Here is a 25,749-nt window from a genome sequence, read left to right on the forward strand (position 1 = left end):
CCGGGGCGCGCCGCCGCCGCTGCGGCGCGCCGCGACACCTGAGCGCGCGGTCGCTGGCGCGGCCACGCACTCAGCTTGGGTCGTCGAGCGCGGCCCGCGGCCTGCGCGCCCGGTGCCTCCACCCTGCCGGCCCCGCCCCCGGCCCCCCGCCCCCCACTCCCGCGAGAAGTCACTTTTCGTTGCTAGGTAGCCCTAGTTGTAGCGTTTCTTGACTTTTCGGGGGAGGAGCAATGGTTTGCGGCGTGGAACGTCGGCCCGCGAGCCCCACGAGAAGTCACTCTTCGTGGCTTGGGGGGCGTATGTGCAACGGGCGGTGACTTCTCGAGTGGGGTTCGGGGCAGGCAACAGCCCGCTAGACCCCGTGCTTCACGTGCGCCGCCACGTGCCCGATCAGGGCCGCGACCAGGGTCACGAGGGCGGCCGCCGCCACGCCCCACCCGATGTGGAGCATGAGCAGCAGGGCGCCGACGCCGGCACCGGCCGCGATCAGCACGATGGCGGCAGCGCGACGGAACCAGGGCTGGCCCTTGCCGCCGGCGAGGCGGGAGTCGGCGGCGAATCCGGTGATGGTGGAGGTGACGACGACCGTGGTCACGTCTTTGACGGCGATGTGCCGGGCGGTGGCCGCCTGAAGGCCCATGGCGGCGGCGAGCAGCACGGTGACGACGAGCTCCCAGGGCTGCGGCGGCTTGCCGTTCATGATGAACAGGGCGATGGCGAGTCCGGCCATCACGAGGCCGACCACGAGGAAGGTCGACGTGGTGCGGGTCGTCCAGCCCGCCTTCACCGGCCGCAGCACCCGGCCGCCCACCACCGCGCCGCCCATGAAGGCGAAGAGCGCGAGCAGCGGGCCCACCCACGGCAGGTCGTCGGCTCCGGCGAGGGCCATGCCGAGGATGACGACGTTGCCGGTCATGTTGCCGGCGAACACCTTGTCGAGTCCGAGGTAGCCGACGGCGTCGACGATGCCGGTCGAGAAGGTCAGGGCGAGCATCAGGGCCAGGTGCAGATTGTCTCGATTGGCGCGGAGTTTCTTGAGCACGGTCGATCCCGTCGGTGAGTCTGATGTGGCAGTCGGATGCACGTTTCGCGTGTGTAAACACCGGTTTCGGCCGTGCTAACAATGAGTTGAAACCGTACTGGGTGGGTCGGCCGAGGTGCAAACGGGCGATAGCCTCAGGTGTGTTTTCGCGTCGGACATGACCTGCGGACGCAGTATGAGGATGGATGGCGAATGTCGATGTTGTCAGCATTGCAGCCCGGCTCGGGAACGATCCGGGCGACCGAATACCTCGCGGCCAGCCGCGACAACGTGCTCTGGGGCCGGCTGCCGTGCGCGACCGATCGGGCCGTGCTCGAGATCGACCCCGGCACCGACGTGACGATCGACACCATCAGCCACGAGGGCGTGCTCGAAGACCAGGGCCGTGACCCGGCGGCGTTCTTCGCCGCACACGGGGTGACGCGCGACTTCGTGCTCGACGACGCCGTGGCGCTCGCGGCATCCGATTACCCGCGTTCCAAGGCCGACGGTCCGCACGTGATCACCGGCCCGATCGCGGTGAGGGGCGCACGCCCGGGCGACCTGCTCAAGATGACCGTGCTCGAGACGACCCCGCGCGTGCCCTACGGCGTCATCTCGAACCGCCACGGCAAGGGCGCACTGGTGGGCGAGCTGCCCGCCGGCGACGCCGACGTCAGCATCTTCGCCGAACTGCAGAACACCCTCTCCGGCGCGAGCTTCGGCACTCTGCCGGTCACTCCCGGCGGCGAACGGTCGGTGCGGTTCCCGCTCGCCCCGTTCCTCGGCATCATGGGTGTGGCCGTCGCGGGCGACGAGCGGCCCAACTCGGTGCCACCCGGACCGCACGGCGGCAACATCGACATCAACCTGCTCACGACCGGCTCGTCGCTCTACCTGCCCGTGCAGGTGCCGGGGGCGCTGGCCTACGTGGGCGATCCGCATTTCGCCCAGGGCGACGGCGAGGTGGCGCTCACCGCGATGGAGGCCTCGCTGCGGGTGACCATCCGCTTCGACCTGGTCGACCAGAGTGAGGCGCGCGCGCAGTTCGGCGAGCTGGTGGGGCCGATGGCCGAGACCAGCGAGTTCCTCGTGCCGACGGGCATGGACGTCGACCTGGATGTCGCCGTGCAGAACTGCGTGCGGGCGGCGCTCGCCCTGCTCGAGGCGCGCTACGGCATGGATCGCGCCCTCGCCTACGCCTACCTGAGCGCCGCGACGGACTTCAACATCTCGCAGGTGGTCGACATCGTGAAGGGTGTGCACGCGCGGGTGCGGGTCGCCGATTTCGCCGGGGTCGGAGTGCAGGGCGTCGGGGGGCACGGGGCAGGCGGTCACGATGGCGGGGCGCACGGGGCCGGAGCGCACGGCACCGGCGGCCGCGGAGCCGGGGCTCACGGTGGCTAGGCACGCGGCGCCCACCGGCGTCACCACCATCGAGGGCGCTCTGCCTCCGGCGCGGCTCACCGCGTTGCTCGAGGCGTTCCGCGGCTACGAGGCCGCCCTGATGGCCAACGACCTCGACGCGCTCGACCGCTACTTCGCTCCCGGCCCCACGACTCTGCGCGGCGACGCCTCGGCGCTCCTCGTGGGCCACGACCGCATCAGCGCCTTCCGCGGACTGCGCGGAGGGGTGCCGCCGCGCACGATCGTCGAGCTGCACCTTCGCGTGATCGACCCGGCATCCGTGCTCGTCGTCTCGGTGAGCGCCTTCGCCAAGGGCGGATCGGGCCTGCAGACCCAACTCTGGCGAGCGGATGCCGCGGGCTGGGTGATCGCGGCCGCCCATGTGACGGGTGCCGCTCCGGCGGTGAACGGCAGCGTGTGGCGGGTGGCGGGCGCTCCGCTCGTGCCGGCGCTGCCCGTGCCGAAGGCGCGGCGCGGGGCGGGCGGGCGCACCGGCGCGCGCCCCCTCGACGGCATGACCGTTGCCGTGAAAGACCTCTTCGACGTGGCCGGGTTCGCCGTGGGCGCCGGCATCCCGGCCTTTCTCGCGGGGGCGGCGCCCGCCCGTGACGACGCCGATGCCGTCGGGGCGCTGCGCGCGTCAGGCGCGGCGGTGCAGGGCATCGCGCAGACCGACGAGTTCGCCTACAGCATCGCCGGCCGCAACGTGCACTACGGAACACCGCCGAACCCCGCGGTGCCCGGGGCCATCCCGGGCGGATCGTCGAGCGGACCCGCCACCGCCGTGTCTCTCGGGCAGGCCACCTTCGGCCTCGCCACCGACACCGCCGGGTCGATCCGGGTGCCGGCGTCGTATCAGGGGCTGTGGGGCATCCGCACCTCGCACGGCGCCGTGAGCGCTCGTGGGCTGCTGCCGCTCGCCCCCTCGTTCGACACCGTGGGCTGGCTGGCGCGCTCGGCCGCGACGCTGCGCGCGGCCGCGGTGGCCACCTTCGAGGCGGCGGGAGCGGCACTGGTCGCGGGGGTGGCCGCCGCCGATCAGGCCCCGGCAACGGGTGCGACGGGCGACGCGGGCACGAAGGCGGCGACGGGCGCGACGGCGCCAACGGATGCCGCGGCCCCCGCGCGGTTCGTCGTGTCGCGCGATCTCGTGTCGAGCTGTGCCGCCGATGTGCAGGCCGCGTTCGACGAACTGCTCTCGGAGCCCGTCTTCGGCGCGGTCGAGCAGATCGAGCTCGGCGATCTCGACGCGGTGTTCGCGGCATTCCGCGCGGTGCAGGGCGCGGAGGCCTGGCGGGTGCACGGCCCCTGGATCACGCGCCACCCGGGCGTTCTCGGCGACGACATCGCCGAGCGCTTCGCGGTAGCGGCGCAGGTCACCGCCGAACAGGAGACCGACGCGCGCGCCGTGCTGGCCGAGCACCGCGAGCGGTTCGACCGCGAACTCGACGGGCGCATCCTGCTGCTGCCGTCGGCGTCGTCGTCGGCCCCGGCGCTCGATGCCGCACCCGACGAGATCGCGCAGGTGCGCGCGGCGACCCTGCGCATGACGGCGGTGGCGGGCGTCGGCGGGTACCCCGCGGTCTCCGCTCCGCTGCTGCGGGTTCCGGCGCCCGGCGGGAGCGCGCCGGTGGGGCTGTGCTTCGTGGGGCCACGGGGGGCCGACGTCGAGGTGCTCGACCTGGCGGCATCCGTCGCGGAGCGGCTCAGCGCCTGACCGGCGGCCGCGTGCGGCCACCGCCACCCGCCGATCTGGTCGTGCGCGCGAAACACCGCTGAAACGTTCGTTTCGTAGACTTGCCCACAAGAAACAGCGTTTTCGTTCCGCAGTGCTGTCGTTCCGCAGTGCTTTCGTTCCGAGGAGCCCGCCATCATCGCCCAGCCGATCAACCCGCCACCGCGTCTTCTGATGGGCCCTGGCCCGATCAACGCCGACCCCCGGGTGCTCAGGGCGATGTCGGCGCAGCTGGTGGGGCAATACGATCCCGCGATGACGGCCTACATGAACGAGACCATGGAGCTCTACCGCGAGGTGTTCCAGACCGCGAACGAGCAGACCCTGCTCATCGACGGCACCTCGCGCGCCGGCATCGAGGCCGCGATCGTGTCGCTCGTCGCACCGGGCGACCGGGTGCTCGTGCCGATCTTCGGCCGATTCGGCCACCTGCTGCGCGAGATCGCGGAACGCGTCGGCGCCGAGGTGCACGTGATCGAGCGCGAGTGGGGCACGGTGTTCACCGAGGCCGAGATCGAGCGGGCGATTCTCGCCACGAAGCCGAAGCTGCTCGCCGTCGTGCACGGCGACACGTCGACCACCGTCGCGCAACCGCTCGAGGGGCTCGGCGAGCTGTGCGAGAAGCACGGCGTGCTGTTCTACACCGACGTGACCGCGTCGCTCGGCGGCAACACCTTCGCGGCCGACGCCCTCGGGCTCGACGCCGTGACCGCGGGTCTGCAGAAATGTCTGGGCGGGCCATCCGGATCGGCGCCCGCCACCTTCTCGCCCAGGGCCGTCGAGGTGATCGATTCGCGCAAGAGCATCGAGGCGGGCATCGCGGGCAGTGCCGACGAGATCCACGCCACGCGCATCCGGTCGAACTACTTCGATCTCGCCATGATCTTCGACTACTGGGGCGAGAAGCGCCTCAACCACCACACCGAGGCCACGTCGATGCTCTACGGCGCGCGGGAGTGCGCGCGCCTGCTGGTCGACGAGGGCATCACCGCCGCGGTCGAACGCCACCGCCTGCACGGAGCCGCGATGCTGGCCGGCGTGCAGGGACTCGGGCTCGCGACCTTCGGCGACCTCTCGGTGAAGATGAACAACGTCGTGGCCGTCGTCATCCCCGACGGCGTGAACGGCGACGCCGTGAGGGGCGAGCTGCTCGGCGACTTCGGCATCGAGATCGGCACGAGCTTCGGGCCACTGCACGGCAAGGTCTGGCGCATCGGCACCATGGGCTACAACGCCCGCACCGACGCGGTGCTCACCACACTGGCGTCGCTCGAGCAGGTGCTGCGCCGCCAGGGCGCGGTCGTGACCGCGGGCGGCGGTGTGGGGGCTGCCTACGACGTCTACGAGGATGCGCGATGACCGACGACTCCACCCGGGCGCCGGGAGCGGCTGAGGCCTCGCGGGCGAGCGCGCGCCCCAGCGGCACCGACCCCGCCGGCGCGACCGAGATCATGCGGCGCTGCGACGAACTGGCCACCCACTCGTCGCTGCCCGACGGCCTCATCCAGCGCGTCTACCTCTCGAAGGAGCACGCCGAGGTCAACGCGATCGCGGCCGCGTGGATGCAGCAGGCGGGTATGACCACATGGCAGGATGCCGCGGGCAATCAGTGCGGGCGGCTCGAGGGTGCGGTGCCGGGGCTTCCGGCACTGCTGCTCGGCAGCCACCTCGACACCGTGCCCTCGGCCGGGCGCTACGACGGCATCCTCGGGGTGCTGAGCGCGATCGCCGTGGTCGAGCGCATCCACCGATCGGGTCGTGCACTGCCGTTCGCCCTCGAGGTGGTCGCCTTCGCCGACGAGGAGGGCACGCGGTTCGGCCGCGCCCTGCTCGGCAGCCGTGCACTCGCCGGCACCTGGGACGACGACTGGTGGAACCTGCACGGCGAAGACGGCGTGAGCCTTCGCGACGCCTTCACCGCCTGGGGACTCGACCCGAGCAGGATCGGCGACGCCGCGCGCAGGCCCGACGAGCTGATCGGCTACCTCGAGGCGCACATCGAGCAGGGTCCTTATCTCGAAGACGAGAACAAGGCGCTCGGAGTCGTGTCGTCGATCGCCGGCGCCCGCCGCTTCCTGATCACCGTCACCGGGCGCGCCGGGCACTCGGGCACCCCCTACGAGCGGCGCCGCGACGCGCTCGCCGGAGCCGCCGAGGCGATCGTGGCCATCGAGCGCATCGCGCGATCCGCGCAGCTGATCGCCACCGTCGGGCACCTCGAGGTGTTCCCCGACGCGGTCAACGTCATTCCGGGAAAGGTCGAGTTCAGCCTCGATCTGCGCGGGGAGTACGACAGCGAACGCGACCGCGTCTGGACGGTCATCCAGACCACGCTCTCCGACATCTGCCGGCAGCGGCGGCTGCGCTGGGAGAGCGTCGAGACGCACTCGGCTCCGGCCGCGGTGTGCAGTGCGCGGTTGCGCGGGGTGATCGGCGACGGCATCCGTTCCACCGGCGACCAGCGGCCGATGTCGCTGTTCTCGAAGGCCGGGCACGACGCGATGGCGGTGGCCGAGATCACCGAGATCGGCATGCTGTTCGTGCGCTGTGAGGGGGGCGTGAGCCACAACCCCGCCGAGCACGTGACGGTGCAGGATGTCGCCAAGACCCTCGATGCCTTCGAGGCGGCGGTGCTGGCGCTCGCCGACCAGCACGAGCCGGACCAGCACGAGAGCGACCAGCATGAGAGCGCCCAGCACGGGACCGAACGGGCGGCCGGGGCCTGAGGGCCGCGGCCTGCGGGTGGCACGACGATGGCGACGACGTTGAACATCGGGCAGCGGATCGACCGCTCCTACGGCGAGCTCTCGCCGCAGGAGCAGCGGGCCGCCGACTTCATCCTCGATCACCTGGGCGACCTCGCCATCTACTCGGGCACCGAGCTGGCGCAACGCAGCGGGGTGTCGAAGGCGACGGTGTCGAGGCTGTTCCGGCGGCTGGGCTTCGAGAACGCCCAGGAGGTGCGCGAGCACGCCCGGTCGCTTCGGTCGTCGGGCGTGCCGGTCGGAGGAACCCCGCCCGGGGCATCCGCTGATCTGTCGGCGCACCTCGTGCGCGAGGTCGAGAATCTGCGCCGGTGCCTCGACGGCCTCGGGCCGGAGCGGCTCGAGCAGGCGACCTCGTTGCTCGTGCGCAGCCGGAGTGTGACGGTGGTGGGGCTCCGCAACAGCTACGCGCTCGCGCTGCACCTGCGGGAGCAGCTGGCGCAGGGCCGGCCGGGCGTGCACCTGGCGCCGCAGCCCGGGCAGACCATCGCCGAGGAGTTCGCCGAGCGGGATGCGCGGGACGCGGCCGTGGTGTTCGGGTTCCGTCGCCGGCCGGCCGGGCTCGCGCGGCTGGTCGCGGGCATCGCGGCGCGCGGGGTGCCGATCATCCTGGTGGGCGACGCCTCGGCGCGGCGCTACGCCGAGTTCGCGGCGGTATGGATCGAGTGCCCGATCGACAGCGTGTCACCGCTCGACAGCTACGCGAGCGCGATGAGCCTCGTCAACGTGCTGGCGAGCAACGCGCTCGCCGCGCGCCCTCGCGAGTCGCGCACGCGCATCGCCGCGATCAACGGTCTCTACGAGGAGCTCGGCGAGCTCGAGATCTGACCGCGCGGCGGATGCCGGTCAGCCCTCGTGCTGAGCCTCGGCATCCGCGATTGCGCCCGCCGACATCTCGGAGTAGCGCTTCGCCGCGGCGAGCTTCTCGCGGGCCTCGGGCGCGGTCATGCGGGTGACGTAGGCGGGCGTGTCGCGCTGGAAGCGCCAGCCCTCGGCGAGCGGGCCGGCATCGACCGCGTCGAAACCGAACTCGTCGAGCAAGGTGGTGACCACGGCTTTCGCGTCGGCGTCGTCGCCCGCGATCGGCAGGGCGCGACGGCCGGGGGTGCCGGTGGGTGTGCCCGTCGTGGTGAGGTCGCCGGCCATGATGTTGTTGAAGGACTTCACGACCCGGGCGCCGGGAAGGTGGGCCTGCAGCAGTTCGGACACCGTCGTCGCCTCGTCGTCGAGCGCGGCGATTCGGCCGTCGCGCTCCCAGTAGTAGTTGTCGGTGTCGATCACGATCTTGCCCGCGAGCGGTGCGGACGGAACATCGAGATAGTTCTTGAGCGGAATCGTGACGACTACGAGGTCACCCGCCGCCGCCGCCTGCTCGGGCGTGGCGGCGGTGGCCTGGGGGCCGAGCTCGGCCACGAGGTCGGTGAGGGTCTCGGGGCCCCGAGAGTTGCTGATCACCACGGTGTAACCGTGCGCCACGGCGAGGCGGGCGAGTTGGCCGCCGATGTGTCCGGCGCCGATGAATCCGATGGTGGAGAGTCCGGTTGCTGTCATGCTCTCAGTCAATCCCGATGCGGCTCCGTGGTCTTCTCCCGTGCGGCACAGTCGTGGCGGATGCTCAGTGTGGCCGCAGGTGCGGGTCGCAGGCGCGGGTGCAGATTCCGCTGCCGGTGTGGGGCGGGCGTGTGGCGGTGCGGATGCTCGCGTCAACGCTCGGGGGAGTCGACGTCGTCGCCACCGCCGAGGTCGGTGCAGTCGACCGGTTCGACGCCGTGGGCGACCAGGTAGGGCCGGGCGCCCACGTCGCCGCGAAGTTCGGAGACGAGTTCGTTGAAGTGTCCCGACCCGATGACCACCGGATGCCCGGGCCGGCCGCCGTAGACCGCCTGACGCAGGGTGGTGCTCGAGGCGCCCTCGCGCACGCGAGCGATCGCGCGGGCATCGAGCTCGGGCAGATCGACCAGCGTGACGACGGCCACGCTCGCGCCCCGAGCCCGCGCCTCCACGAGTCCCGCTCGCAGCGACGCCCCGATCCCCTCGCCCCAGTCCACGGCCTCGACGACACCGAGGTGCTCGTCGCTCCCCGTCTCGTCGACCCCCGTCTCGTCGACCCGCGGTCGCGCAAAGTGCTCGAAATCGCTGGATCCTCGACCGTTTGCGCGACCGCGAGTACCTTCGAGTTCCGTCTCGTCCACGCGCGGTCGCGCAAAGTGCTCGGGATCGGCGGGTATGGGACCGTTTGCGCGACCGCGATCACGGTGGGCGCTCGTGTCGGCGACGCGCGGTCGCGGAAAGTGCTCGGGGGCGGGGGGTATGGGACCGTTTGCGCGACCGCGGGGGGAGGCCGCGAGCAGCGAGCGGGCACGGGCGGCGGCGGCGCCCAGCACGACGACGACGTCGTCGCAGCCGCCCTCGCGGAGCATCCGCACCCCGCGTGCCAGCCACGGCTCGCCGTCGGCGCCCACCACCAGCGCTTTCGGCAGGCCCATGCGGGTGCCGGCGCCCGCCGCGAGCAGGATGCCCACCGTGCGCGGTGCCCCTTCGATCATGCGCTCATCGTAAGCTGGATCGCATGGCGAATCCTCTGCCGGCAGACGCCGAGCGACGCGAATCCGACGGCGACGCTGACGCTCGCGACACCGCCGAGCTGCGCGACGCCCTGCGCTCGTGCCTCGGTGTCGACCGTTTCGTCGACGAGGTGGCCGCGGCCGCCCCGTTCGGGTCGAACGCCGAGCTGCTGGCGGTGGCCGACCGGGTCGCCGCCTCCCTCACCCCGGCCGAAGTCGACGCCGCGCTGGCGCACCACCCCCGCATCGGTGAGCGAGCCGCCGGCGACGGGCAGTCACAGCGGTTCAGCCGTGCCGAGCAGTCGACGGCGGATGCCTCCGACGAAGACCTGGCCGCCGCCATCGCTTCCGGCAACGCGCGGTACGAGGAGCGCTTCGACCGCGTCTTCCTGATCCGTGCCGCCGGCCGCTCGCGCGCCGAGATCCTCGCCGAACTCGAGCGCCGGCTCGGCCTCGATGACGCTACCGAAGCCGCCCAGGTGGCCTCCGAACTCCACGACATCACGATGCTGCGGCTCGCGCAGCTGTTTCCCGCCGGGTAGCCGCGCCGCGGCATCCGCTCGACTCCAGCCCGCCCGACCCCCGAATCACCACACCCCCTGGCCGACGATCGACGAACGGAGCACCATGAACGCCGCTGCACCCGAACGAAGCCACGTCACGACCCACGTGCTCGACTCGACGATCGGGTTGCCGGCCGGGGGAGTGCCGGTGATCCTCGAGCACGACGACTCGGGCAACTGGGTGATGATCGGCTCGACCGAGACCGACGCCGACGGGCGCGCGAACGACCTGGGGCCGGTCGCGCTGCCCACCGGACGCTACCGCGTGAGCTTCGACACGGCGGTGTACTTCGCCGAGCAGGAGGTCAAAGCCTTCTACCCCGAGGTGCAGATCATCTTCGAGCTCGGCGATGCGGCGGCGCACTACCACGTGCCGCTGCTGCTCAGCCCGTTCGCCTACTCCACCTACCGCGGCAGCTGACGCGGGGCGGCCGCCGCAGAACAGGCCGCTGACGCGTCGCCGCTGACGAAGCAGAAGAGGCAGGCCCCCGGCTCAGGCGAAGCCGCCCGCGACCGTCCAGGCGGGGCCGGCATCCGGGGCGTCGTCGCGCAGCACCGAGGCCTGGATGAGGCCGTAGGGGCGGTCGTCGGCGTTGAAGACCTCGTTGTCGTTGGTGACGCCGAAGGGCGAGAGGTCGTAGAGGAAGTGGTGCTTGTTCGGCGCCGACATGCGGATCTCGGCGAGGAAGGGGTAGGCCTCGAGCACGGCCTTGCCCATCTCGTAGAGGGTCTGCTGCAGCGCGAACGAGTGCAGGTTCGCGAAGACGGCGGTCATCGTGGCCTTGATGCCCGAGTAGGTGGCCTCCCAGTCGATCGAGGCCCAGCCGCCCTCGGGCTCGAAGAAGCGCCACTGGGCCACGAGCGAGGTGGCCATGATGCGATCGGTCGTGGGCTGCAGCACGGTGTAGTCGTCTTCGAGGAAGCCGTGGAACTCCGACCCCGTGGTCTTCAGCAGCACGAGGTCTTTGAACCCGCCGATCACCCACGAGCGCTGATCGTCGCGCTCGCCCTCGACCGTGATGGCGGCGGTGCGCACCTCCTGGCCCTTGCGCACGAACGTGAAGTCGTGCTCGGCGCCGTCGACGACCGCGCGCTCCCAGGCATACTCCTCGATCTCGATCCTCGCGCCCGAGACCGGCGCGACGTCGTCGACGAAGTGGCAGGCCAGCTCGAGCCCGTAGGTCTCGATCGAGGTCAGCCCCTTCTCTTTCGCATAGGAGTAGGCGGTCTGCTTCTGGGTGTCGGTCGGCAGCACCGCGGCCTGGTCGCCGGTGAGGTGCGCCGCGTCGAAGGCGCCGCGCAACGCGGTCGACACGTTCACGTCGTGGATCTCGTGACGCGGGCTGTCGCGGTAGATGCGCACGATGCGGTTCTCTGCTTTGCCGTACTGGTGCGGGCCGAGGACGATCGACATTCTGTTCCTACTCACTGCGCGGCGAGGGTTCGCGGAACCGCGCCCTCCCAGTCTGGGGCCGTCGCCTATGGCCGACCGGCGGATGCGCCCGCACCCGACCGGAATTTACGATCAATTTACGTGGCGGCTCAGCTGCTGGAACGCACGAGCAAGTGCCCGGCCGGCTGGCGGGCCTCGTCGTCGCCGAGCACGTGCACGACCTCGCCCCGCAGCCACGTGGTGTGCACCACGCCGTGCAGGGTGCGCCCGTCGAACGCGCTGACCTTGTTCTTGTGCTCGAGGTCGTCGGCGTGCACGGCGAACGACTCGTCGGGTGCGAACGCCACGAGGTCGGCGTCGGCGCCCACGGCGATCGATCCCTTGACGCCGGTGAGGCCAACGAGAGCGGCGGTGTTCTCGCTCATCCAGCCGATCACCCGGTCGAGCGGGATGCCGCGCTCGCGCGCCGCGGTCCACACGGCGGGCAGGCTCAGCTGCAGGCCCGAGATGCCGCCCCAGGCCTGCTGGAAGTCTCCGTCGCCGGCGAACTTCAGGGCCGCGGTGGAGGGGGAGTGGTCGGAGGCGACGAGATCGATCGTGCCGTCGACGAGCGCCTGCCAGAGCAGGTCGCGGTTGCCCTCGTCGCGGATCGGCGGGCAGCACTTGAACTGGGTGGCGCCATCGGGGATGTGCTCGGCGGCGAAGCTCAGGTAGTGCGGGCAGGTCTCGACCGTGATCGGCAGCCCCTCCGCCTTCGCGCGGCGGATGCGGTCGAGAGCGCGGGCGCTCGAGAGGTGCAGGATGTGCGCGCGGGCACCGGTGGCCCGCACCCCGTCGATGACGTGGGCGATGGCGTCTTCCTCGGCGAGGTCGGGGCGCGACGCCACGAAGGCGAGGTAGTCGGCACCACCGTCGTTCTGCGAGCGGTCGAGCACGTCGGGGTCTTCGGCGTGCACGATCAGCAGACCGCCGAAGCCCGCGATCTCGTGCAACGCCTCGAGCAGCTGCGCGCTCGAGAGGTGCGGGAACTCGTCGACGCCCGAGGGCGACAAAAAGGCCTTGAACCCGAACACGCCCTCGTTCCAGAGCGGCTCGAGGGCTCCGAGACTCGACGGGATGGCCCCGCCCCAGAACCCCACGTCGACGCTCGCCTGCGGCGCCGCCGCGTCGCGCTTGACCGCCAGGCCCTGGACGGTGGTGGTCGGCGGGATGCTGTTGAGGGGCATGTCGACGATCGTCGTGATCCCGCCGGCCGCCGCCGCGCGCGTGGCCGTCGTGAAGCCCTCCCACTCGGTGCGGCCCGGTTCGTTGACGTGCACGTGCGAGTCGACGACGCCGGGCATGAGCACCTGGCCCTCGGGCAGCGTCACGACGACGTGCGCGGGAACCTCCTCGTCGGCATCCGCGATCGCCGCGATCACGCCGTCGCGCACCGCGATGCTCGCCGGCCGCCACGTTCCCTCGGTGAAGACGGAACCGGCACGGATCACGAGGTCGTAGGGCTGGGTCATCGAAGCTCCTCGCTTGTGGGGTCATTCCACCCTAATCGCGCGCCGCAACTAGCATGAGCGCATGGTCGTCACCGCCCGGCAGCGCATCGCGTGCCCGAAGCACATGGAGTACGGCCCGTGCGGCGGCGTCGAGTTCGACGGCACCTGCGAGGTGGGCGACTTCCGGTGCGTGTTCCTCGACTCGCCGACCGTGCTCTGGCACGGCATCACGCCGCATGCCCCGGTCGCCGAAGGCGACACAGCCGAGAGCGCAGCCGAGAGCGCCACCGCGAGCCCGGTGACCGTCGCGGATGCCGCCACCGCGGCCGCGGCATCCGACCCCGTCGTTCGGGTCGAGGTGCACCGCCTCGCTGACGCGCACGAGTTCCCCGTCGAGCCGCACGCCGGGGCCGCGGCGATGCGCGCCCTGCTCGCCACCCGTCCGATCGTCGTCGCCGACTTTCCGGGCCGGTCGGTCGACCGCGCCTCGCTCGCCGAGTGCGCCGCGGCGCTCGCCGGCCGCGTGGATGCGACGCTCGCGGGCGACTCCGGGCGTTCCCGGGTGCAGTTCTCGCCCACCTACCGCGCCCACCTCATCCAGCAGCAGGGCGTGATGGTGTGGGCCGGCATCAACTGCCGCGACCGCAACCGCGTCGCCATCGAGGGCGAACTCGCCGGCCTCGCCGACGTCGGCGTGGCCGCGGTGCACAGCGTGACCGGCGACCACACCGCCACCGGCAGCCGGCAGGACGCCCTGCCGGTGTTCGATCTCGACTCCACCCAGGTGGCCGCGCTCGCACGCCAGGCCGGGCACCTCGTGTCGGTGGGGGAGTCGCCGCTCACGCCGCCGGTCGAGAGACGAGCCGCGCGCCTGCACGAGAAGGTGCTGGCCGGGGCCGACGTGTGCTTCGTCAACCACGCGGGCGGCACCGAACCGGTGCGCCGCTTCATCCGGGCCACGCACGAGCTCGGCATCGCCCCCGCGTTCATCCCGTGTGTGCCGATGGTGATCGACCGCGGCAGCGCGGGCCTGCTCAAGACGTTCACCACGCTCGTGCTGCCCGAGGGTTTTCTCGAGCGCATCCTCGACGCCGCCGACCCCTACCGCGAGGGCCTCGATGCCGTGACCGAGCTCTGCGAAGCCCTGCTCGCCGTGGAGGGGGTTGCCGGCGTCAACCTGTCGGGCGGGGCATCCGACGGCCGAGAGGTGGAGTTCGCCGACGCGATGGGCATCGTGGCCGAGAGACTCGGCCTGCGCTGAAACGAGATCGTCATGCGGTGATGGCAAGCTGGCCTGATGAGTGACCAGACACAATCCGGAACCCCATCCACCCCCACGACCGTCACAGTCGGTCAATACCTCGCGACCCGCCTCGTGCAGCTCGGCGCCGACCACGTGTTCGGCCTGCCGGGCGACTTCAACCTCGCCCTGCTCGACCAGATGGTGACCGTCGACGGCTTTCACTGGGTCGGCTCCACCAACGAGCTGAACGCCGCCTACGCCGCCGACGGCTACGCCCGCATCCGCCGCGGCATCGGCGCCCTCGTCACCACCTTCGGGGTGGGCGAGCTCTCGGCCATCAACGGCGTGGCCGGCAGCTTCAGCGAAGACGTGCCCGTCGTGCAGATCACCGGCATGCCATCGACCTCCGCCCGCGCGAACGGCCTGCACCTGCACCACACCCTCGTCGACGGCGACTACGACCACTTCTTCCGGGCCTACCGCGAGGTGACCGCCTCGGCCACCATCGTGCGACTGCAGACCGCCACCCGCGACATCGACGCCGCGCTGATGACGGCGATCAGCGAGTCGAAGCCGGTCTACCTCGGCATTCCGGCGGATGTCGCGATCGCCCCCGTGCACGCGGCCAACCTGCGCACGCCGCTCGTCGCCGCGTCGAGCGACCGCGGCGAACTCGAGCGCTTCACCGAGGCCCTCGCGGCCGTGGTGGCGCAGCACGAGCGGGTGACGATGCTCGTCGGCCCGCAGGTGCACCGCAAGAGCCTCGAACCGGTGGTGCGGCAGATCGCCGATCACGACGGCGTCTACCTCGCCTCGCAGAACATGGCGAAGGCCATCCTCGACGAGTCGCACCCCGCGAGTCTCGGCACCTACATGGGCGCCTTCACCCGGGTCGACGCCGCCCGCGACGCGGTCGACAGCGCCCCCGTGCTCGTGCTGGCCGGCACCGTCATGAGCGACTTCCTCACCGGGTTCTTCACTCAGAAGTTCGACGAAGACGCCGCCGTCGAGCTCGGCCTCACCACCGCGCGCATCGCCGACACCACGTTCTACGGCGTTCGACTCGAAGACTCCCTGCGCGCCCTGCACGCCGTTCTGGGTCGCACCGGGCGTGCCTCGGTCACGCCCGTCGGGCATCCGGATGTCGCGGTCGCGGCCACCCCCGAACCCGGCGTCGCTCTCGACCACGCCTATTTCTGGGCGGCGATCCAGGGCTGGCTGCGGCCGGGCACGACGGTGATCGCCGACGCCGGAACCTCGTTCTACGGCGCCCTCGACCTCGTGCTGCCCGACGAGTCCGACCTGCTCGGCCAGCCGGTGTGGTCGGCCATCGGCTACACCATCCCGGCCACGCTCGGCGCGAGCATCGCGTCGCCGCAGAAGCGTTCGGTGCTGTTCGTGGGCGACGGGGCGGCGCAGCTCACCATCCAGGAGCTCGCGACCGTGCTGCACCGCGGGCACACGCCGGTGATCTTCTTGCTCAACAACGACGGTTACACGGTGGAGCGCAAGATCCAGAGCCCGCACGCGGTCTATCAAGACATCACGCCCTGGGACTGGACCCTCGTGCCCGCCGCCTTCGGCGCCCGCGACTTGGTGGTGACCGCGTCGGCGCGCACCCAGGAGGAGCTCGTCGAGGCGCTCGCCGTGGCGCACGCCTCCGAGAACAAGGCGGTGCTGATCGAGGTGGTGCTGCCCGAGCTCGACTCGCCCCGCCTGCTCACGGTGCTGACCGACGCGATCGCGGCGGCCGCGGCGCACGCCAGCGCCGGCGCCTGAGGCGGGCCTCCGGCGCGGGCGGCGCGGGCGTTCGGCGCGGGCGCGCGGGCGCGGGTCAGAAGCTGGCGAGGCCCTTGCCGATGACGACGACGCCGATGACGAGCAGCAGGATGCTCATGACGGTGGCGTTGTTGTGCTCGAGCCAGCCGCGCAGTCGTTCGAGCGGCGTCTGCAGGCGGGCCCCGGCCACGAGGTAGGCGACCACGGGCACCGCGACCGAGCTCGCCGCGATCACCACGAAGACGACGGTCACTACGATCACCCCGCCCGTGTCGAGGCCGCTCGCACCGATCGCCACGCCCGCCGCCACGCCCATCAGCAGGTTCTTGGGGTTCACGGCCGAGAGCACGAACCCGAGCAGCAGTCCGCGCACGGCCGTCATGCTGTCGATCGCGCTCATCCACTTCGGCAGCGCGGCGGGCGCCCCGGCGGCGGGGCGCCCCCGCCACTGGCGCAGGGCGAGGAACAGCAGGGCGAGCCCGAGCACGATCTTGATGACCCCGGCGACGGGCTTGGCGGCATCCGGATCGCTCGCCGGGATGAGCGAGGAGAGCAGGGTGAACACCACCACGGCCACGACGATGCCGAGCACCCAGCCCACCAGGAACCCGACGCTCGTGCCGATGGCCTTCGGCGAGAGCAGCATGAGGATGGCGGCGATGATCGGGATGGGGCTGATGGCCACCCCGAGCGCGAGGGGGAGGATCTCGCCGATTGCTGAGCCCATGGGTCGGTCCTTATCTGCTGGTGAGGGCCGCGACCGCGTCGCGGTTGGTGGCGTAGACGTCGACCCCGTCGAGCAGGTCGTAGTGCGCGAGTTTCGCACGCAGATCGGGGCGCAAGCGCGAGTAGTGCAACGCCACGCCGTGGGTGGTGAGCCAGTCGCGCGTGGAGTGGAAGCTCTCGGCCCCGGTCACGTCGATGTCGGTGACGGCCTCGAGGTCGAGCACGAGGTCGCGCACCGGGGCGGGCGCGGGTGCGTCCGCTGGGGTGGCCGGGGGGCCGACCTCCGGCTCGCTCGCGGGCGGCCGGCTGCCCGCGGCCTTACGGATGGCCTCTTCGAACACGGTGGCGTTGGCGAAGAAGAGCGGCGCCGCGAAGCGCACCACCACGACCCCCGACGCGCTGGTCGGCGCCCGACCGGCGTCGGGGAGCACCGAGTCGCCGGGGGTGTCGTCGTCGCTCAGGATGTCGACGGCGGGGTTCGCGGCCCGCTTGGCCAGGTTGATCAGGGCGAGCACGAAGGCCAGCACGATGCCGGCGATCGGCCCGAGCAGCAGCGCGCCGAGGAAGCACACGGCGCCGACCGCGAACTCGAACCGGTCCTGCCGCCAGAGGGCGATGAAGTCGCGCACGCCGAGCAGCGGCAGGATGGCGATGGCCACGATCGCGCCGATCGCCGGCGACGGGATGTGCTCGAGCAGCGCCGTGCCGAAGAGCACGAGCGCGAGGGTGCCGACCGCGGCCACGAGCGAGGGCAGCTGGGTGCGGGAGCCCGCCTGGTCCATGGCGGCCGTGCGCGACGTCGACGACCCCACGGTGAACCCGCCCGTCGCGCCGGCGGCGATGTTTCCGGCGCCGAAGGCGAGCAGGTCGCGGTTGGGGCTCGTGGGGTAGCCGCGCTTCTCGCCGTAGCTGCGGGCCACGAGCAGCCCCTCGGCCATGGTCACGAGCGCCAGGGCGATGGCCGACGGCACGAGCTGCAACCAGGTGACCCAGTCGATCACGGGCCAGGTGAGGGTGGGCGGCCCGGCCTCCACCGTGCCGAGCACCGATACGCCGAACGCCTCGAGCCCGGTCGCCACCACGACCACTGTCGAGACGATCAGCACCACGAGGGCCCACGGCACCACCCGGGCGATGCGCCGGCCCACGACCAGCACCACGACCGAGCCGGCCGCGATGACAATCGACCAGAGGTTGGCGGTCGGGATGCCGGTGACCACCCCGGCCACCTTGTCGACGAATTCGCCACCGGAGTCGATCTTCACGCCGAGCATCTTCGCGATCTGGCTCACCAGGATGTCGAGGGCCAGGCCGCCGACGAAGCCCACCAGGATGGGTTTCGACAGGAAGCTCGCGAGGAACCCGAGCTTGAACACCGCGCAGAGCACGAAGATGACTCCGGCGATGATCGCCTGGGCGAAGGCGAGCACCAGGTAGTCCTGGCTGCCGGCCACGGCGAGTCCGCCGAGAGACGAGGCCACCAGGGCCGCCGCCGCGGCATCCGGAGACGCCACCAACTGACGCGACGACACGATGAGGGCATAGACGATGGCCGGCACGATGAGGGCGTAGAGGCCCGCCGTCGGGGGCAGCCCGGCGATCTGGGCGTACCCGATGTTGAGCGGCACCGCGATGGCGAGCAGGGTGACCCCGGCGAGGGTCTCGCGCGCCGCGTTGCGCGGGGTGAGGCCGGGCAGGATGCGGGGGATGCGGAGCGGCTGACGACCCGTCATGCATCCTGCCGCACTTCGGTGATCTCGAGCCCCAGTTCGCTGAGGCGCGCGATCATGCCGTGGAGTTCGGACTGGTCGCGCAACTCGCCGACTAGGATCGTGGTCTTCGGCCCGAGCGGCACCGCGTCCATCTCGGGGAACGCCGCCGCCAGGGTGTCGGAGAGCGCATACGGAAGGCGGATCTCGTAGCGCTTCACGAGCGGGCCTCCCGTCGGGGTGGAGCGGTTGATGGCACCATGATCTTCTGCCGCGCCCGCCTGCGCCTCACCCCACCCGGGTGAAGCTGCCCCTCAGATCAGTCCCATGCGGTGGGCGATCTCGACGGCGCTGCCGCGATCGGCCGCGCCGAGCTTCTGGTAGATGCTACGCAGATGGGTCTTCACCGTGTTGGCGCTCACGCTGTGGCGCCGCGCGATCTCGGCGACGGTCTGGTGCACCGGCAACTCGCGCAGCAGATCGAGCTCCCGGGGCGTCAGCGTCGCCACCTCGAGCACCGTCGCCTGGCAGAGCACCGGCGAGACCCGGGCCGCGACCCGGCGGGCCACGTCGTCGAGCAGCCCCAGCCGCCCCGCCCGGGCCGTCACCATGCGCAGGCCGACGCCGCCGAAGGAGAGGAACGGCCGCTCCACCTCGAGCTCGCCGGCGAGGGCGAGCGCCTTGGCGATGCGGGTGTCGGCCTCGACCTCGCGACCGGTCTTCTCGGCGAACCGCGCCAACGCGATCCAGGCCGCGACCACCGTGCCGGCGCGCACGGCGCGGCAGCCGTCGCCGACCGCCTCGAGCAGTCGGGCCTCGCGCTCGCCGTGGGCACGGGCATCCGGAGCCGACGCGAAGGCGAGCAGCTCGCATTCGAGGGTGTCGGCGCCGAGCGTCGTCTCGACCAGGTGCCCGATGCCGGGTGTCTCGGCCTCGCCGAGCATCGCGCGCGTCGCCGAGAAGATGGGCAGGCAGGCCGCGGCCACCGACCGCGGAAAGGCGCGCCCGCATCGCTCGAGCAGAGCGGTGAGCTCGGTGAGGGTCGCGCGGGGAGTTTCGTCGGCGTCGAGCGCCGCGAGCAGCGTGAGCACCGTGGCCGGAACGACGATTCCGGCATCCGCTCCGTCGGCGCTCGCGAGGCGCCGCAGCGCCCCGACGGGCACCTCGTCGCAGCGCTCGTAACGCCGGAGCGCGGTGGCGAGCCGTGCGCGGGCACTCGGCCGGTCGATCACGTCGATCTGCCAGCCGCTCTGCACCTGCAACCGGTCTTCGAAGCCTCGAACCGCCCTCCAGTCGCCCGACGCGGCCGCCGGGTCGACCGAGAGATCGGCCACCAGCAGCGCGAGCCAGCGGTAATCGAGGGCGTCGGCCGACTCGAGCACCGTCGCCAGCAAGCGCCGCCCGTCATCCGTCCGGCCCGTCTGCAGCGCGCACCAGGCCTCGGCGGTGGTGCCGAGCAGGTCGACCGCCACGTCGCGCCAGCGCAGTGCCGTCACCGCGGGCGCGTGCATCGCGACGAGCGCCGCCCGGGCGTCGTCGGGCGTCGGGGCGCGAAGGGCGCGCACGATGTCGAGAACGGCCGACCAGCGCTCGGTGCCGGTGGGGGTGGGGCTGGCGGCGGCGGCTCCGGTGCCGACACCGGTGCCTGGGCCTGTGCCTGTGCTGAAACCGATGCCAGTGCCGGTCGACGTGCCCGCGCCCGAGACGGCGCGCGTGGCGTCGTCGGCGAGGCACCTCTCGGCCGTCTCGACGAGTCGCCGCGCCACCGCCGACCACTCGTGCGACGGCGAATCGAGCAGCAGGCGCAGCACGGCCGAGGCGACGGAGTCGGCCGAGATCCTCGCCCGCAGGGCGGCGGTGCCCGAGACGCTGTCGCCCGTCAGCACGAGTTCGAGGCCGAAACGGTCGAGCTGCTCGCGCACCGCGTCGGCCGACCGCGACGCGACGGCTTGGGCGAGCGCATTCTCGCCGTCACCCCGGGCGGCGAACCACTCGGCCGCCCGGATGTGCCGCTCGGTGGTCTCGGGGTAGTCGCGGCGGCGGGCCTCGGCCTCCATGAACGCCAGCAGGATGGGGTGGTAGCCGAAACCCTCGTCGGCCTCGGGCCGCGAGAGCAGGGTGTTGCGGCCGGCCAGCCGTTCGAGCACGGCTCCGGCGTCGGCGCGGCCGGTGAGCCGCACCGCGAGCTCGGTCGGCACCGTCGGCGCCACGGCCGCCGCCATCAACACCGCGCGGTCGCTCTCGGGCAGGCCCTCGACGATCTCGGTCACGAGGTAGTCGGCCACGGCGCGGTTGTCGCCGTCGAAGTGCCGCACGGCGTCGCCGACCGACGGATGCCCCGCCAGCCACGGCATGGCAAGCGCGATGCCCGTCGCCCAGCCGCCCGTGCGCTGCACGAGCGTGCTGGCCTCGTCGTCGTCGATCGGCAGCTCGTGTTCCGTGGCGAGCTGCAGCACCTCGTCGGGTGTGAAGGCGAGCTCGGCGTCGCGGATCTCGACCAGGCGCCCGAGGGCCTGCAGGTGCGTGTGCCGCGTCGACGGGTCGTAGCGGCCGGCCAGCACGATCCGGATGTTGGCGGGCACCGATTCGGCGAGCTCGTCGAGCGCGGCGCGGCTCTGCGCCCGCACGAGGTGGGCGTCGTCGAGGAAGACGATCGCGTCGGCCGCCCCGATCGGGAATCGTGCCGAGAGGTCGGCGAAGTCGAGTCGCGCGTCGAGCTCGGTGCCGCGGATCCACACGGCGAGCCGGCCGGCATCCCGGGCCCGGCGCGTCCAGTCGGCCAGCAGCGTGGTCTTGCCGGAGCCCGCCGACCCCCACACCGCCACCACCCGGGTGGGCCCGTCGAGCAGCCCGTCGATGTGCCCGTCGAACCGGTCGCGGGTGATCTGCCGCGCCGCGGTCGTGGGCAGACGATCGGCTCCGGTGGCGGCATCCGGGCTCACCGGCCCCTGCTGCGGCACCGCCGTTCGGACGGGTGCTGCGCTCGTGTTCATCGCGACCTCGTTCCCCTCGTCGCGCCGAGCGCCCGCAGACGTTCGGCATCCATCGGGTCGTCAGCGCCAGACTAGCGGAGCGCCCGGGCCCGGGGAAGATCACCCGTTTCGGGTGTGGGATGTCGCGTGGCCGCTCGCGTATCAATGAACGAAGCGCATCACTGCGCGTTCGAACGACCGGGAATCAACGACTGAGAATGGCGGTAGTGCGATGTGGAGTGACTTCTGGGGCGTCGTGTGGTTCTTCTTCTGGAGCTTCGCGTTCATCGCCTACCTGTTCGCGTTGTTCGCCATCATCGGCGACCTGTTCCGCGACCACAAGCTCGCCGGCTGGGCGAAAGCGATCTGGATCATCTTCTTGATCTTCGTGCCCTTCCTCACCGCGCTCGTCTACCTCATCGCCCGCGGCCAGGGCATGGCGGAGCGCCAGAACAAAGAGGTCAAGCAGGCGCAGACCGCGGCCGACGACTACATCCGCACCGTGGCCGGCTCGTCGCCGTCCGACGAGATCGCGAAGGCGAAGGGCCTGCTGGATGCCGGAACCATCACGCAAGACGAATACAACCTGCTGAAGGCGAAGGCCTTGGCGCACCAGGCATGACCGGCGATCTGCCCGGGTCGATCCTGCCGATCCCCGACCGCGACTACCAGGGCCCCGTCGTCTTCGACGCGAAGAAGTCGGAGGAGGAGTTCCCGCCGATCGTGGCGAAACGGCCGCCCGCCAGCGCACCCAACGTGCTCGTCATCCTGCTCGACGACGTGGGGTTCGGCGCCTCGAGCGCGTTCGGCGGCCCGGTGCGCACCCCCACCGCGGAGCGACTGGCGGATGCCGGGCTGCGCTACACCCGGTTCCACACCACGGCCCTGTGCTCGCCCACCCGGGCCGCGCTGCTCTCGGGCCGCAACCATCACGCCGTCGGCATGGGGCACATCACCGAGACCGCCACGCCGTCGCCCGGATATCGGTCGACCCGACCCAACTCGGCGGTGCCGCTGCCCGAGATCCTGCGGCAGAACGGCTACAACACCGCCCAGTTCGGCAAGTGCCACGAGGTGCCCGTGTGGGAGACGGGGCCCACCGGGCCGTTCGACCACTGGCCCGCGTTCTCGGGGTTCGAGCGGTTCTACGGCTTCATCGGCGGCGAGACCAACCAGTGGACGCCCGCGCTCGTCGACGGGGTGACCGCCGTCGAACCGCCCACCGACCCCGACTACCACCTGATGCCCGACCTCGCCGACAAGGCGATCGACTACATCCGTCAGCAGAAGAGCCTCACCCCCGACAAGCCGTTCTTCATCTACTTCGCGCCCGGCGCCACGCACGCGCCGCACCACGTGCCGAAAGACTGGATCGCGAAGTACAAGGGCGCGTTCGACCACGGCTGGGACGCCCAGCGCGAGCAGACCTTCGCCCGCCAGATCGAGCTCGGCGTCATCGCGCCCGACTCGCAGCTCACCGCGCGCCCCGAGGGCCTGCCGGCGTGGAACGACGTGCCCGACGAGCAGAAGCCGATCCTCGCCCACCAGATGGAGGTCTATGCGGCGTTCCTCGAATACGCCGACTTCCACACCGGCCGGGTGATCGACTCGCTCGAGGAGCAGGGCATCCTCGACGACACGCTCGTCTACTACATCATCGGCGACAACGGCGCCTCGGCCGAGGGCGGCATCAACGGCGCCTACATGCTGACGACGGCGTCGAACGGCGGCGCCGAGTTCGAGACGGTCGAGTTCTGGAACGAGCACCTCGACAAGGTCGGGGGCCCCGTGGCCTACAACCACTACTCGGTGGCCTGGGCGCACGCCATGTGCACGCCGTATCAGTGGACGAAGCAGGTCGCCTCGCACTACGGCGGCACGCGCAACGGCACCATCGTGCACTGGCCGTCGCAGATCGAGGCCTCGGGCGAGGTGCGCAACCAGTGGCACCACGTCATCGACATCGCGCCCACCGTGCTCGACGTGGCGCGCCTGGCCGAGCCGCACACGGTCAACGGGGTCACCCAGATTCCGATGCACGGCGTGTCGATGGCCTACAGCTTCAACGCTCCGGATGCCGCCGACCGCCACACCACGCAGTACTTCGAGCTCATGGGCAACCGCGGCATCTATCACAACGGCTGGACGGCGCAGACGAAGCACCGCACCCCGTGGGACGTGGTGTCGAAGGCGCCCGACTTCTCGGCCGACGTGTGGGAGCTCTACGACACCACCACCGACTGGACGCAGTCGAACAACCTGGCGGCGTCGCAGCCCGAGAAGCTCGCCGAGCTGCAGCAGATGTTCCTGATCGAGGCGACCAGGCACAACGTGTTCCCCATCGACGACCGGGCGGCCGAGCGCATGAATCCGGTGCTCGCCGGGCGCCCCACCCTCGTCACCGGCACGACGCTCAAGCTCTACCCGGGCATGATCCGGCTGGGCGAGAACGTGACGCTCAACGTGAAGAACCGGTCGTATTCGGTCACGGCCCAGATCACGGTGCCGGCCGACGGGTCGCTCGAGGGGGCGATCGTCGCGCAGGGCGGCCGCACGGGCGGGTGGTCGTTCTTCGCCGAGGGCGGCAAACTCGGCTATCACTACAACTACTGCGGGCTCGTGCGCACGACCGTGCTCTCCGACCGGCCGATCGGGGCCGGGGCGCACCAGGTGCGGGTCGAGTTCGCCTACGACGGCGGCGGCATCGGCAAGGGCGGCGACGTGTCGCTCTTCATCGACGGCGAGGCCGCGGGCTCCGGCCGGGTCGAGCACACGCATCCGTTGTACTTCTCGTTCGACGAGGGCATGGATGCGGGGCAGGACACCGGGATGCCGGCCTACGAGGGCTACGCCTCGTGGGGCGGGCGGTTCACCGGGGTGATCGACTGGGCGGAGGTCGACCTCGGGCTCGACGACCACAGCCATCTCATCGACCCCGAGGAGCATCTGCAGGCCGCTCTGCGGCACCAGTAGGGGGCGTCGGTGCCTGCCCCGGGCTGGTTGTTCCCGACGCTGCACGGGTATCGGCGTGCCTGGATCGGCGCCGACGTGCTCGCGGGGGTGTCGGCGGGGGCGGTCGTCATTCCGCAGGCGATGGCCTACTCGACCATCGCGAACCTGCCGGTCGAGATCGGTCTCTACACCTGCATGGTGCCCATGCTGGTCTACGCGGCCATCGGCGGATCGCGTGCGATGAGCGTGTCGACCACCTCGACCATCGCCACCCTCACCGCCACGACCTTCGTGTCGGCCGGCGTGGCGGCGGGGTCGGACGATCCGACGCGCGCGCTCGTGACGCTCACGCTGCTCGTCGGCGTCGTGCTCGTGCTCGCGTGGGTGCTGAAGCTCGGCGCGCTGGTCGAGAACATCAACCACGCCACCCTCGTCGGCATCAAGGTCGGTCTCGGGGCGACGGTGGCGCTCGGGCAGGTGCCGAAGCTGCTCGGGGTCGACGTGGCGGTGACGGGGCACGGGTTCATCCGCACCCTGAACGCGACGATCGCGGCGGTGCCGTCGGCGAATCTACCGACCGTGCTGTTCTCGGTGGGCACGCTGCTGGTGCTGTTCGTGGGGCGCCGGGTGGCGTCGCGGGTGCCGTGGCCGCTCGTGGTGGTGGTCGGCGGCATCCTGCTGGCGGGGTTCACCGCGCTGCCGGCGGCGGGGGTCGACCTGATCGATCCGGTGCCGACCGGGCTGCCGCTGCCCGGGTTGCCGGTGCTCGCCGACATCCCGGCTCTGCTGCCGGGGGCGTTGGCGATCGCCGTGATGGCTTTTCTGGAGTCGGCGTCGGTGGCGCGCGGCATCCGGCAGGCGGCGGATGCCCCGATCTCGAGCAACCAGGAACTGCTCGCCACGGGTGCCGCCAGCCTCGTGGGCGCGTTCTTCCACTCGCTGCCGGCCGCGGGCGGCTTCTCGCAGAGCGCCGTGAACCAGCGGGCGGGCGCGCGTTCGCAACTGGCGTCGCTCGTGACGGTGGCGCTCGCGGTGCTCGTGGCGCTGCTGCTCGCCCCCGTGCTGAGCCTGCTGCCCCAGGCGACGCTCGCGGCGATGGTGTTCGTGGCGGTGGTGGGGCTGATCGACGTGCCGGGCATGGTGCGGCTGTGGCGGCTGAGCCGGGTGGAGTTCTGGCTGTCGGTGGCGACGGCGGTGGTGGGGCTGGCGGCCGGGCTGATTCCGGCGGTGGCGGTGGGGGTGGTCGTGACGCTGCTGCTGGTGCTGCGCGAGCTGAACCGGCCCCGTATCTCGGTGTCGACGCCGGCGGCCGGCGTGCTGCTCGTGAAACTCGAGTCGCCGCTCTACACCGCTAACGTGCTGGGCACCGCGTCGGCGGTGCTGGCGGCGGCCGCCGCTGCGGGCGCGGGCGCCGCGGGCGCCGGCGCGGG

At 71.6% G+C, this 25,749-nt stretch carries 21 protein-coding genes; 12 read left to right on the forward strand and 9 right to left on the reverse strand.

Features of this window, described 5'->3' with window-relative positions; genetic code table 11:
* Positions 1–352: 352 nt before the first annotated feature.
* On the reverse strand, positions 353–1,042 hold the full coding sequence (locus N1032_RS21510) for a YoaK family protein (RefSeq protein ID WP_259542204.1): 690 nt from the start codon (positions 1,040–1,042) through the stop codon (positions 353–355).
* A 192-nt stretch (positions 1,043–1,234) separates the two neighbouring features.
* On the opposite strand from N1032_RS21510, the gene N1032_RS21515 reads away from it, so the two are divergent.
* The 5 genes from N1032_RS21515 (at position 1,235) to N1032_RS21535 (ending at position 7,756) form a co-directional block, all read left to right on the forward strand.
* On the forward strand, positions 1,235–2,428 hold the full coding sequence (locus N1032_RS21515) for an acetamidase/formamidase family protein (protein WP_259542205.1): 1,194 nt from the start codon (positions 1,235–1,237) through the stop codon (positions 2,426–2,428).
* Positions 2,361–4,145 (forward strand): AtzH-like domain-containing protein, encoded by a 1,785-nt coding sequence (locus N1032_RS21520; RefSeq protein ID WP_259542206.1) that lies wholly within the window; start codon positions 2,361–2,363, stop codon positions 4,143–4,145. Before N1032_RS21515 ends, N1032_RS21520 begins: the two co-directional genes overlap by 68 nt.
* 192 nt (positions 4,146–4,337) lie before the next feature.
* Entirely contained in the window at positions 4,338–5,522 is a 1,185-nt protein-coding gene (locus N1032_RS21525) for a pyridoxal-phosphate-dependent aminotransferase family protein (protein WP_259542207.1), read from the forward strand.
* A complete protein-coding gene (locus N1032_RS21530) occupies positions 5,519–6,889 on the forward strand; it encodes an allantoate amidohydrolase (protein ID WP_259542208.1) in 1,371 nt (456 codons plus the stop codon). The genes N1032_RS21525 and N1032_RS21530 overlap by 4 nt, the downstream gene beginning before the upstream one ends.
* A 27-nt stretch (positions 6,890–6,916) precedes the next feature.
* Positions 6,917–7,756 (forward strand): MurR/RpiR family transcriptional regulator, encoded by an 840-nt coding sequence (locus N1032_RS21535; RefSeq protein ID WP_259542209.1) that lies wholly within the window; start codon positions 6,917–6,919, stop codon positions 7,754–7,756.
* An 18-nt stretch (positions 7,757–7,774) separates the two neighbouring features.
* Here N1032_RS21535 and N1032_RS21540 read toward each other — a convergent pair whose 3' ends face one another.
* Both N1032_RS21540 and N1032_RS21545 read right to left on the reverse strand, forming a co-directional pair.
* The gene (locus tag N1032_RS21540) at positions 7,775–8,479 is read right to left on the reverse strand and encodes an NADPH-dependent F420 reductase (RefSeq protein WP_259542210.1); all 705 of its coding nucleotides are present in this window, start codon (positions 8,477–8,479) and stop codon (positions 7,775–7,777) included.
* A 152-nt stretch (positions 8,480–8,631) separates the two neighbouring features.
* Entirely contained in the window at positions 8,632–9,474 is an 843-nt protein-coding gene (locus N1032_RS21545) for a nucleotidyltransferase family protein (protein ID WP_310795984.1), read from the reverse strand.
* Positions 9,475–9,497: 23 nt separating this feature from the next.
* On the opposite strand from N1032_RS21545, the gene uraD reads away from it, so the two are divergent.
* Together uraD and uraH are read left to right on the forward strand one after the other, a co-directional pair.
* Positions 9,498–10,034, forward strand: coding sequence for a 2-oxo-4-hydroxy-4-carboxy-5-ureidoimidazoline decarboxylase (gene uraD, locus N1032_RS21555; RefSeq protein WP_259542211.1), 537 nt, complete (start codon positions 9,498–9,500; stop codon positions 10,032–10,034).
* 85 nt (positions 10,035–10,119) lie between these two features.
* Positions 10,120–10,476 carry a hydroxyisourate hydrolase gene (gene uraH / locus N1032_RS21560; RefSeq protein ID WP_259542212.1) on the forward strand — a complete coding sequence of 119 codons (357 nt, stop codon included), beginning with the start codon at positions 10,120–10,122 and terminating at the stop codon, positions 10,474–10,476.
* 72 nt (positions 10,477–10,548) lie between these two features.
* On the opposite strand, the gene pucL is transcribed toward uraH, so the two are convergent.
* Entirely contained in the window at positions 10,549–11,469 is a 921-nt protein-coding gene (pucL, locus tag N1032_RS21565; protein WP_259542213.1) for a factor-independent urate hydroxylase, read from the reverse strand.
* A gap of 128 nt (positions 11,470–11,597) precedes the next feature.
* Positions 11,598–12,959, reverse strand: coding sequence for an allantoinase AllB (gene allB, locus N1032_RS21570; RefSeq protein WP_259542214.1), 1,362 nt, complete (start codon positions 12,957–12,959; stop codon positions 11,598–11,600).
* Positions 12,960–13,020: 61 nt separating this feature from the next.
* On the opposite strand from allB, the gene N1032_RS21575 reads away from it, so the two are divergent.
* Positions 13,021–14,199 carry a methylenetetrahydrofolate reductase C-terminal domain-containing protein gene (locus N1032_RS21575; protein ID WP_259542215.1) on the forward strand — a complete coding sequence of 393 codons (1,179 nt, stop codon included), beginning with the start codon at positions 13,021–13,023 and terminating at the stop codon, positions 14,197–14,199.
* Between the two features lie 36 nt (positions 14,200–14,235).
* Entirely contained in the window at positions 14,236–15,960 is a 1,725-nt protein-coding gene (locus N1032_RS21580; protein ID WP_259542216.1) for an alpha-keto acid decarboxylase family protein, read from the forward strand.
* A gap of 55 nt (positions 15,961–16,015) precedes the next feature.
* On the opposite strand, the gene N1032_RS21585 is transcribed toward N1032_RS21580, so the two are convergent.
* From N1032_RS21585 to N1032_RS21600, 4 genes are all read right to left on the reverse strand, one after another.
* Positions 16,016–16,687, reverse strand: a complete 672-nt coding sequence (locus tag N1032_RS21585; RefSeq protein WP_259542217.1) for a GAP family protein — start codon at positions 16,685–16,687, stop codon at positions 16,016–16,018.
* A 10-nt stretch (positions 16,688–16,697) separates the two neighbouring features.
* Positions 16,698–18,419: a SulP family inorganic anion transporter gene (locus N1032_RS21590; RefSeq protein ID WP_259542218.1), complete on the reverse strand. Its 1,722-nt coding sequence runs from the start codon at positions 18,417–18,419 to the stop codon at positions 16,698–16,700.
* Complete coding sequence (locus N1032_RS21595) at positions 18,416–18,616, reverse strand: hypothetical protein (protein WP_259542219.1); 201 nt, start codon at positions 18,614–18,616, stop codon at positions 18,416–18,418. The genes N1032_RS21590 and N1032_RS21595 overlap by 4 nt, the downstream gene beginning before the upstream one ends.
* 93 nt (positions 18,617–18,709) lie before the next feature.
* Positions 18,710–21,388 carry a LuxR C-terminal-related transcriptional regulator gene (locus N1032_RS21600; protein WP_259542220.1) on the reverse strand — a complete coding sequence of 893 codons (2,679 nt, stop codon included), beginning with the start codon at positions 21,386–21,388 and terminating at the stop codon, positions 18,710–18,712.
* A 211-nt stretch (positions 21,389–21,599) separates the two neighbouring features.
* Between N1032_RS21600 and N1032_RS21605 the strand changes: the two genes are divergently transcribed.
* From N1032_RS21605 to N1032_RS21615, 3 genes are all read left to right on the forward strand, one after another.
* Entirely contained in the window at positions 21,600–21,989 is a 390-nt protein-coding gene (locus tag N1032_RS21605) for an SHOCT domain-containing protein (protein ID WP_259542221.1), read from the forward strand.
* On the forward strand, positions 21,986–24,340 hold the full coding sequence (locus tag N1032_RS21610) for an arylsulfatase (RefSeq protein ID WP_259542222.1): 2,355 nt from the start codon (positions 21,986–21,988) through the stop codon (positions 24,338–24,340). Before N1032_RS21605 ends, N1032_RS21610 begins: the two co-directional genes overlap by 4 nt.
* Before the next feature lie 9 nt (positions 24,341–24,349).
* The coding region (locus N1032_RS21615; protein ID WP_310795985.1) for a SulP family inorganic anion transporter at positions 24,350–25,749 on the forward strand (1,400 nt) is incomplete at its 3' end.

The sequence above is a fragment of the Herbiconiux daphne genome (assembly GCF_024979295.1).
Taxonomy (GTDB): Bacteria; Actinomycetota; Actinomycetes; order Actinomycetales; family Microbacteriaceae; genus Herbiconiux; species Herbiconiux daphnes.

Bases quoted from the DNA above. Each gene is read 5' to 3' on its own strand.
- N1032_RS21535 (WP_259542209.1), top strand. From the start codon at position 6,917: ATGGCGACGACGTTGAACATCGGGCAGCGGATCGACCGCTCCTACGGC.
- N1032_RS21585 (WP_259542217.1), bottom strand. From the start codon at position 16,687: ATGGGCTCAGCAATCGGCGAGATCCTCCCCCTCGCGCTCGGGGTGGCC.
- N1032_RS21580 (WP_259542216.1), top strand. From the start codon at position 14,236: ATGAGTGACCAGACACAATCCGGAACCCCATCCACCCCCACGACCGTC.
- N1032_RS21605 (WP_259542221.1), top strand. From the start codon at position 21,600: ATGTGGAGTGACTTCTGGGGCGTCGTGTGGTTCTTCTTCTGGAGCTTC.
- N1032_RS21610 (WP_259542222.1), top strand. From the start codon at position 21,986: ATGACCGGCGATCTGCCCGGGTCGATCCTGCCGATCCCCGACCGCGAC.
- N1032_RS21600 (WP_259542220.1), bottom strand. From the start codon at position 21,388: ATGAACACGAGCGCAGCACCCGTCCGAACGGCGGTGCCGCAGCAGGGG.
- N1032_RS21540 (WP_259542210.1), bottom strand. From the start codon at position 8,479: ATGACAGCAACCGGACTCTCCACCATCGGATTCATCGGCGCCGGACAC.
- N1032_RS21575 (WP_259542215.1), top strand. From the start codon at position 13,021: ATGGTCGTCACCGCCCGGCAGCGCATCGCGTGCCCGAAGCACATGGAG.
- allB (WP_259542214.1), bottom strand. From the start codon at position 12,959: ATGACCCAGCCCTACGACCTCGTGATCCGTGCCGGTTCCGTCTTCACC.
- uraH (WP_259542212.1), top strand. From the start codon at position 10,120: ATGAACGCCGCTGCACCCGAACGAAGCCACGTCACGACCCACGTGCTC.
- N1032_RS21545 (WP_310795984.1), bottom strand. From the start codon at position 9,474: ATGATCGAAGGGGCACCGCGCACGGTGGGCATCCTGCTCGCGGCGGGC.
- pucL (WP_259542213.1), bottom strand. From the start codon at position 11,469: ATGTCGATCGTCCTCGGCCCGCACCAGTACGGCAAAGCAGAGAACCGC.
- N1032_RS21520 (WP_259542206.1), top strand. From the start codon at position 2,361: ATGGCGGGGCGCACGGGGCCGGAGCGCACGGCACCGGCGGCCGCGGAG.
- N1032_RS21530 (WP_259542208.1), top strand. From the start codon at position 5,519: ATGACCGACGACTCCACCCGGGCGCCGGGAGCGGCTGAGGCCTCGCGG.
- N1032_RS21590 (WP_259542218.1), bottom strand. From the start codon at position 18,419: ATGACGGGTCGTCAGCCGCTCCGCATCCCCCGCATCCTGCCCGGCCTC.
- N1032_RS21515 (WP_259542205.1), top strand. From the start codon at position 1,235: ATGTCGATGTTGTCAGCATTGCAGCCCGGCTCGGGAACGATCCGGGCG.
- uraD (WP_259542211.1), top strand. From the start codon at position 9,498: ATGGCGAATCCTCTGCCGGCAGACGCCGAGCGACGCGAATCCGACGGC.
- N1032_RS21525 (WP_259542207.1), top strand. From the start codon at position 4,338: ATGGGCCCTGGCCCGATCAACGCCGACCCCCGGGTGCTCAGGGCGATG.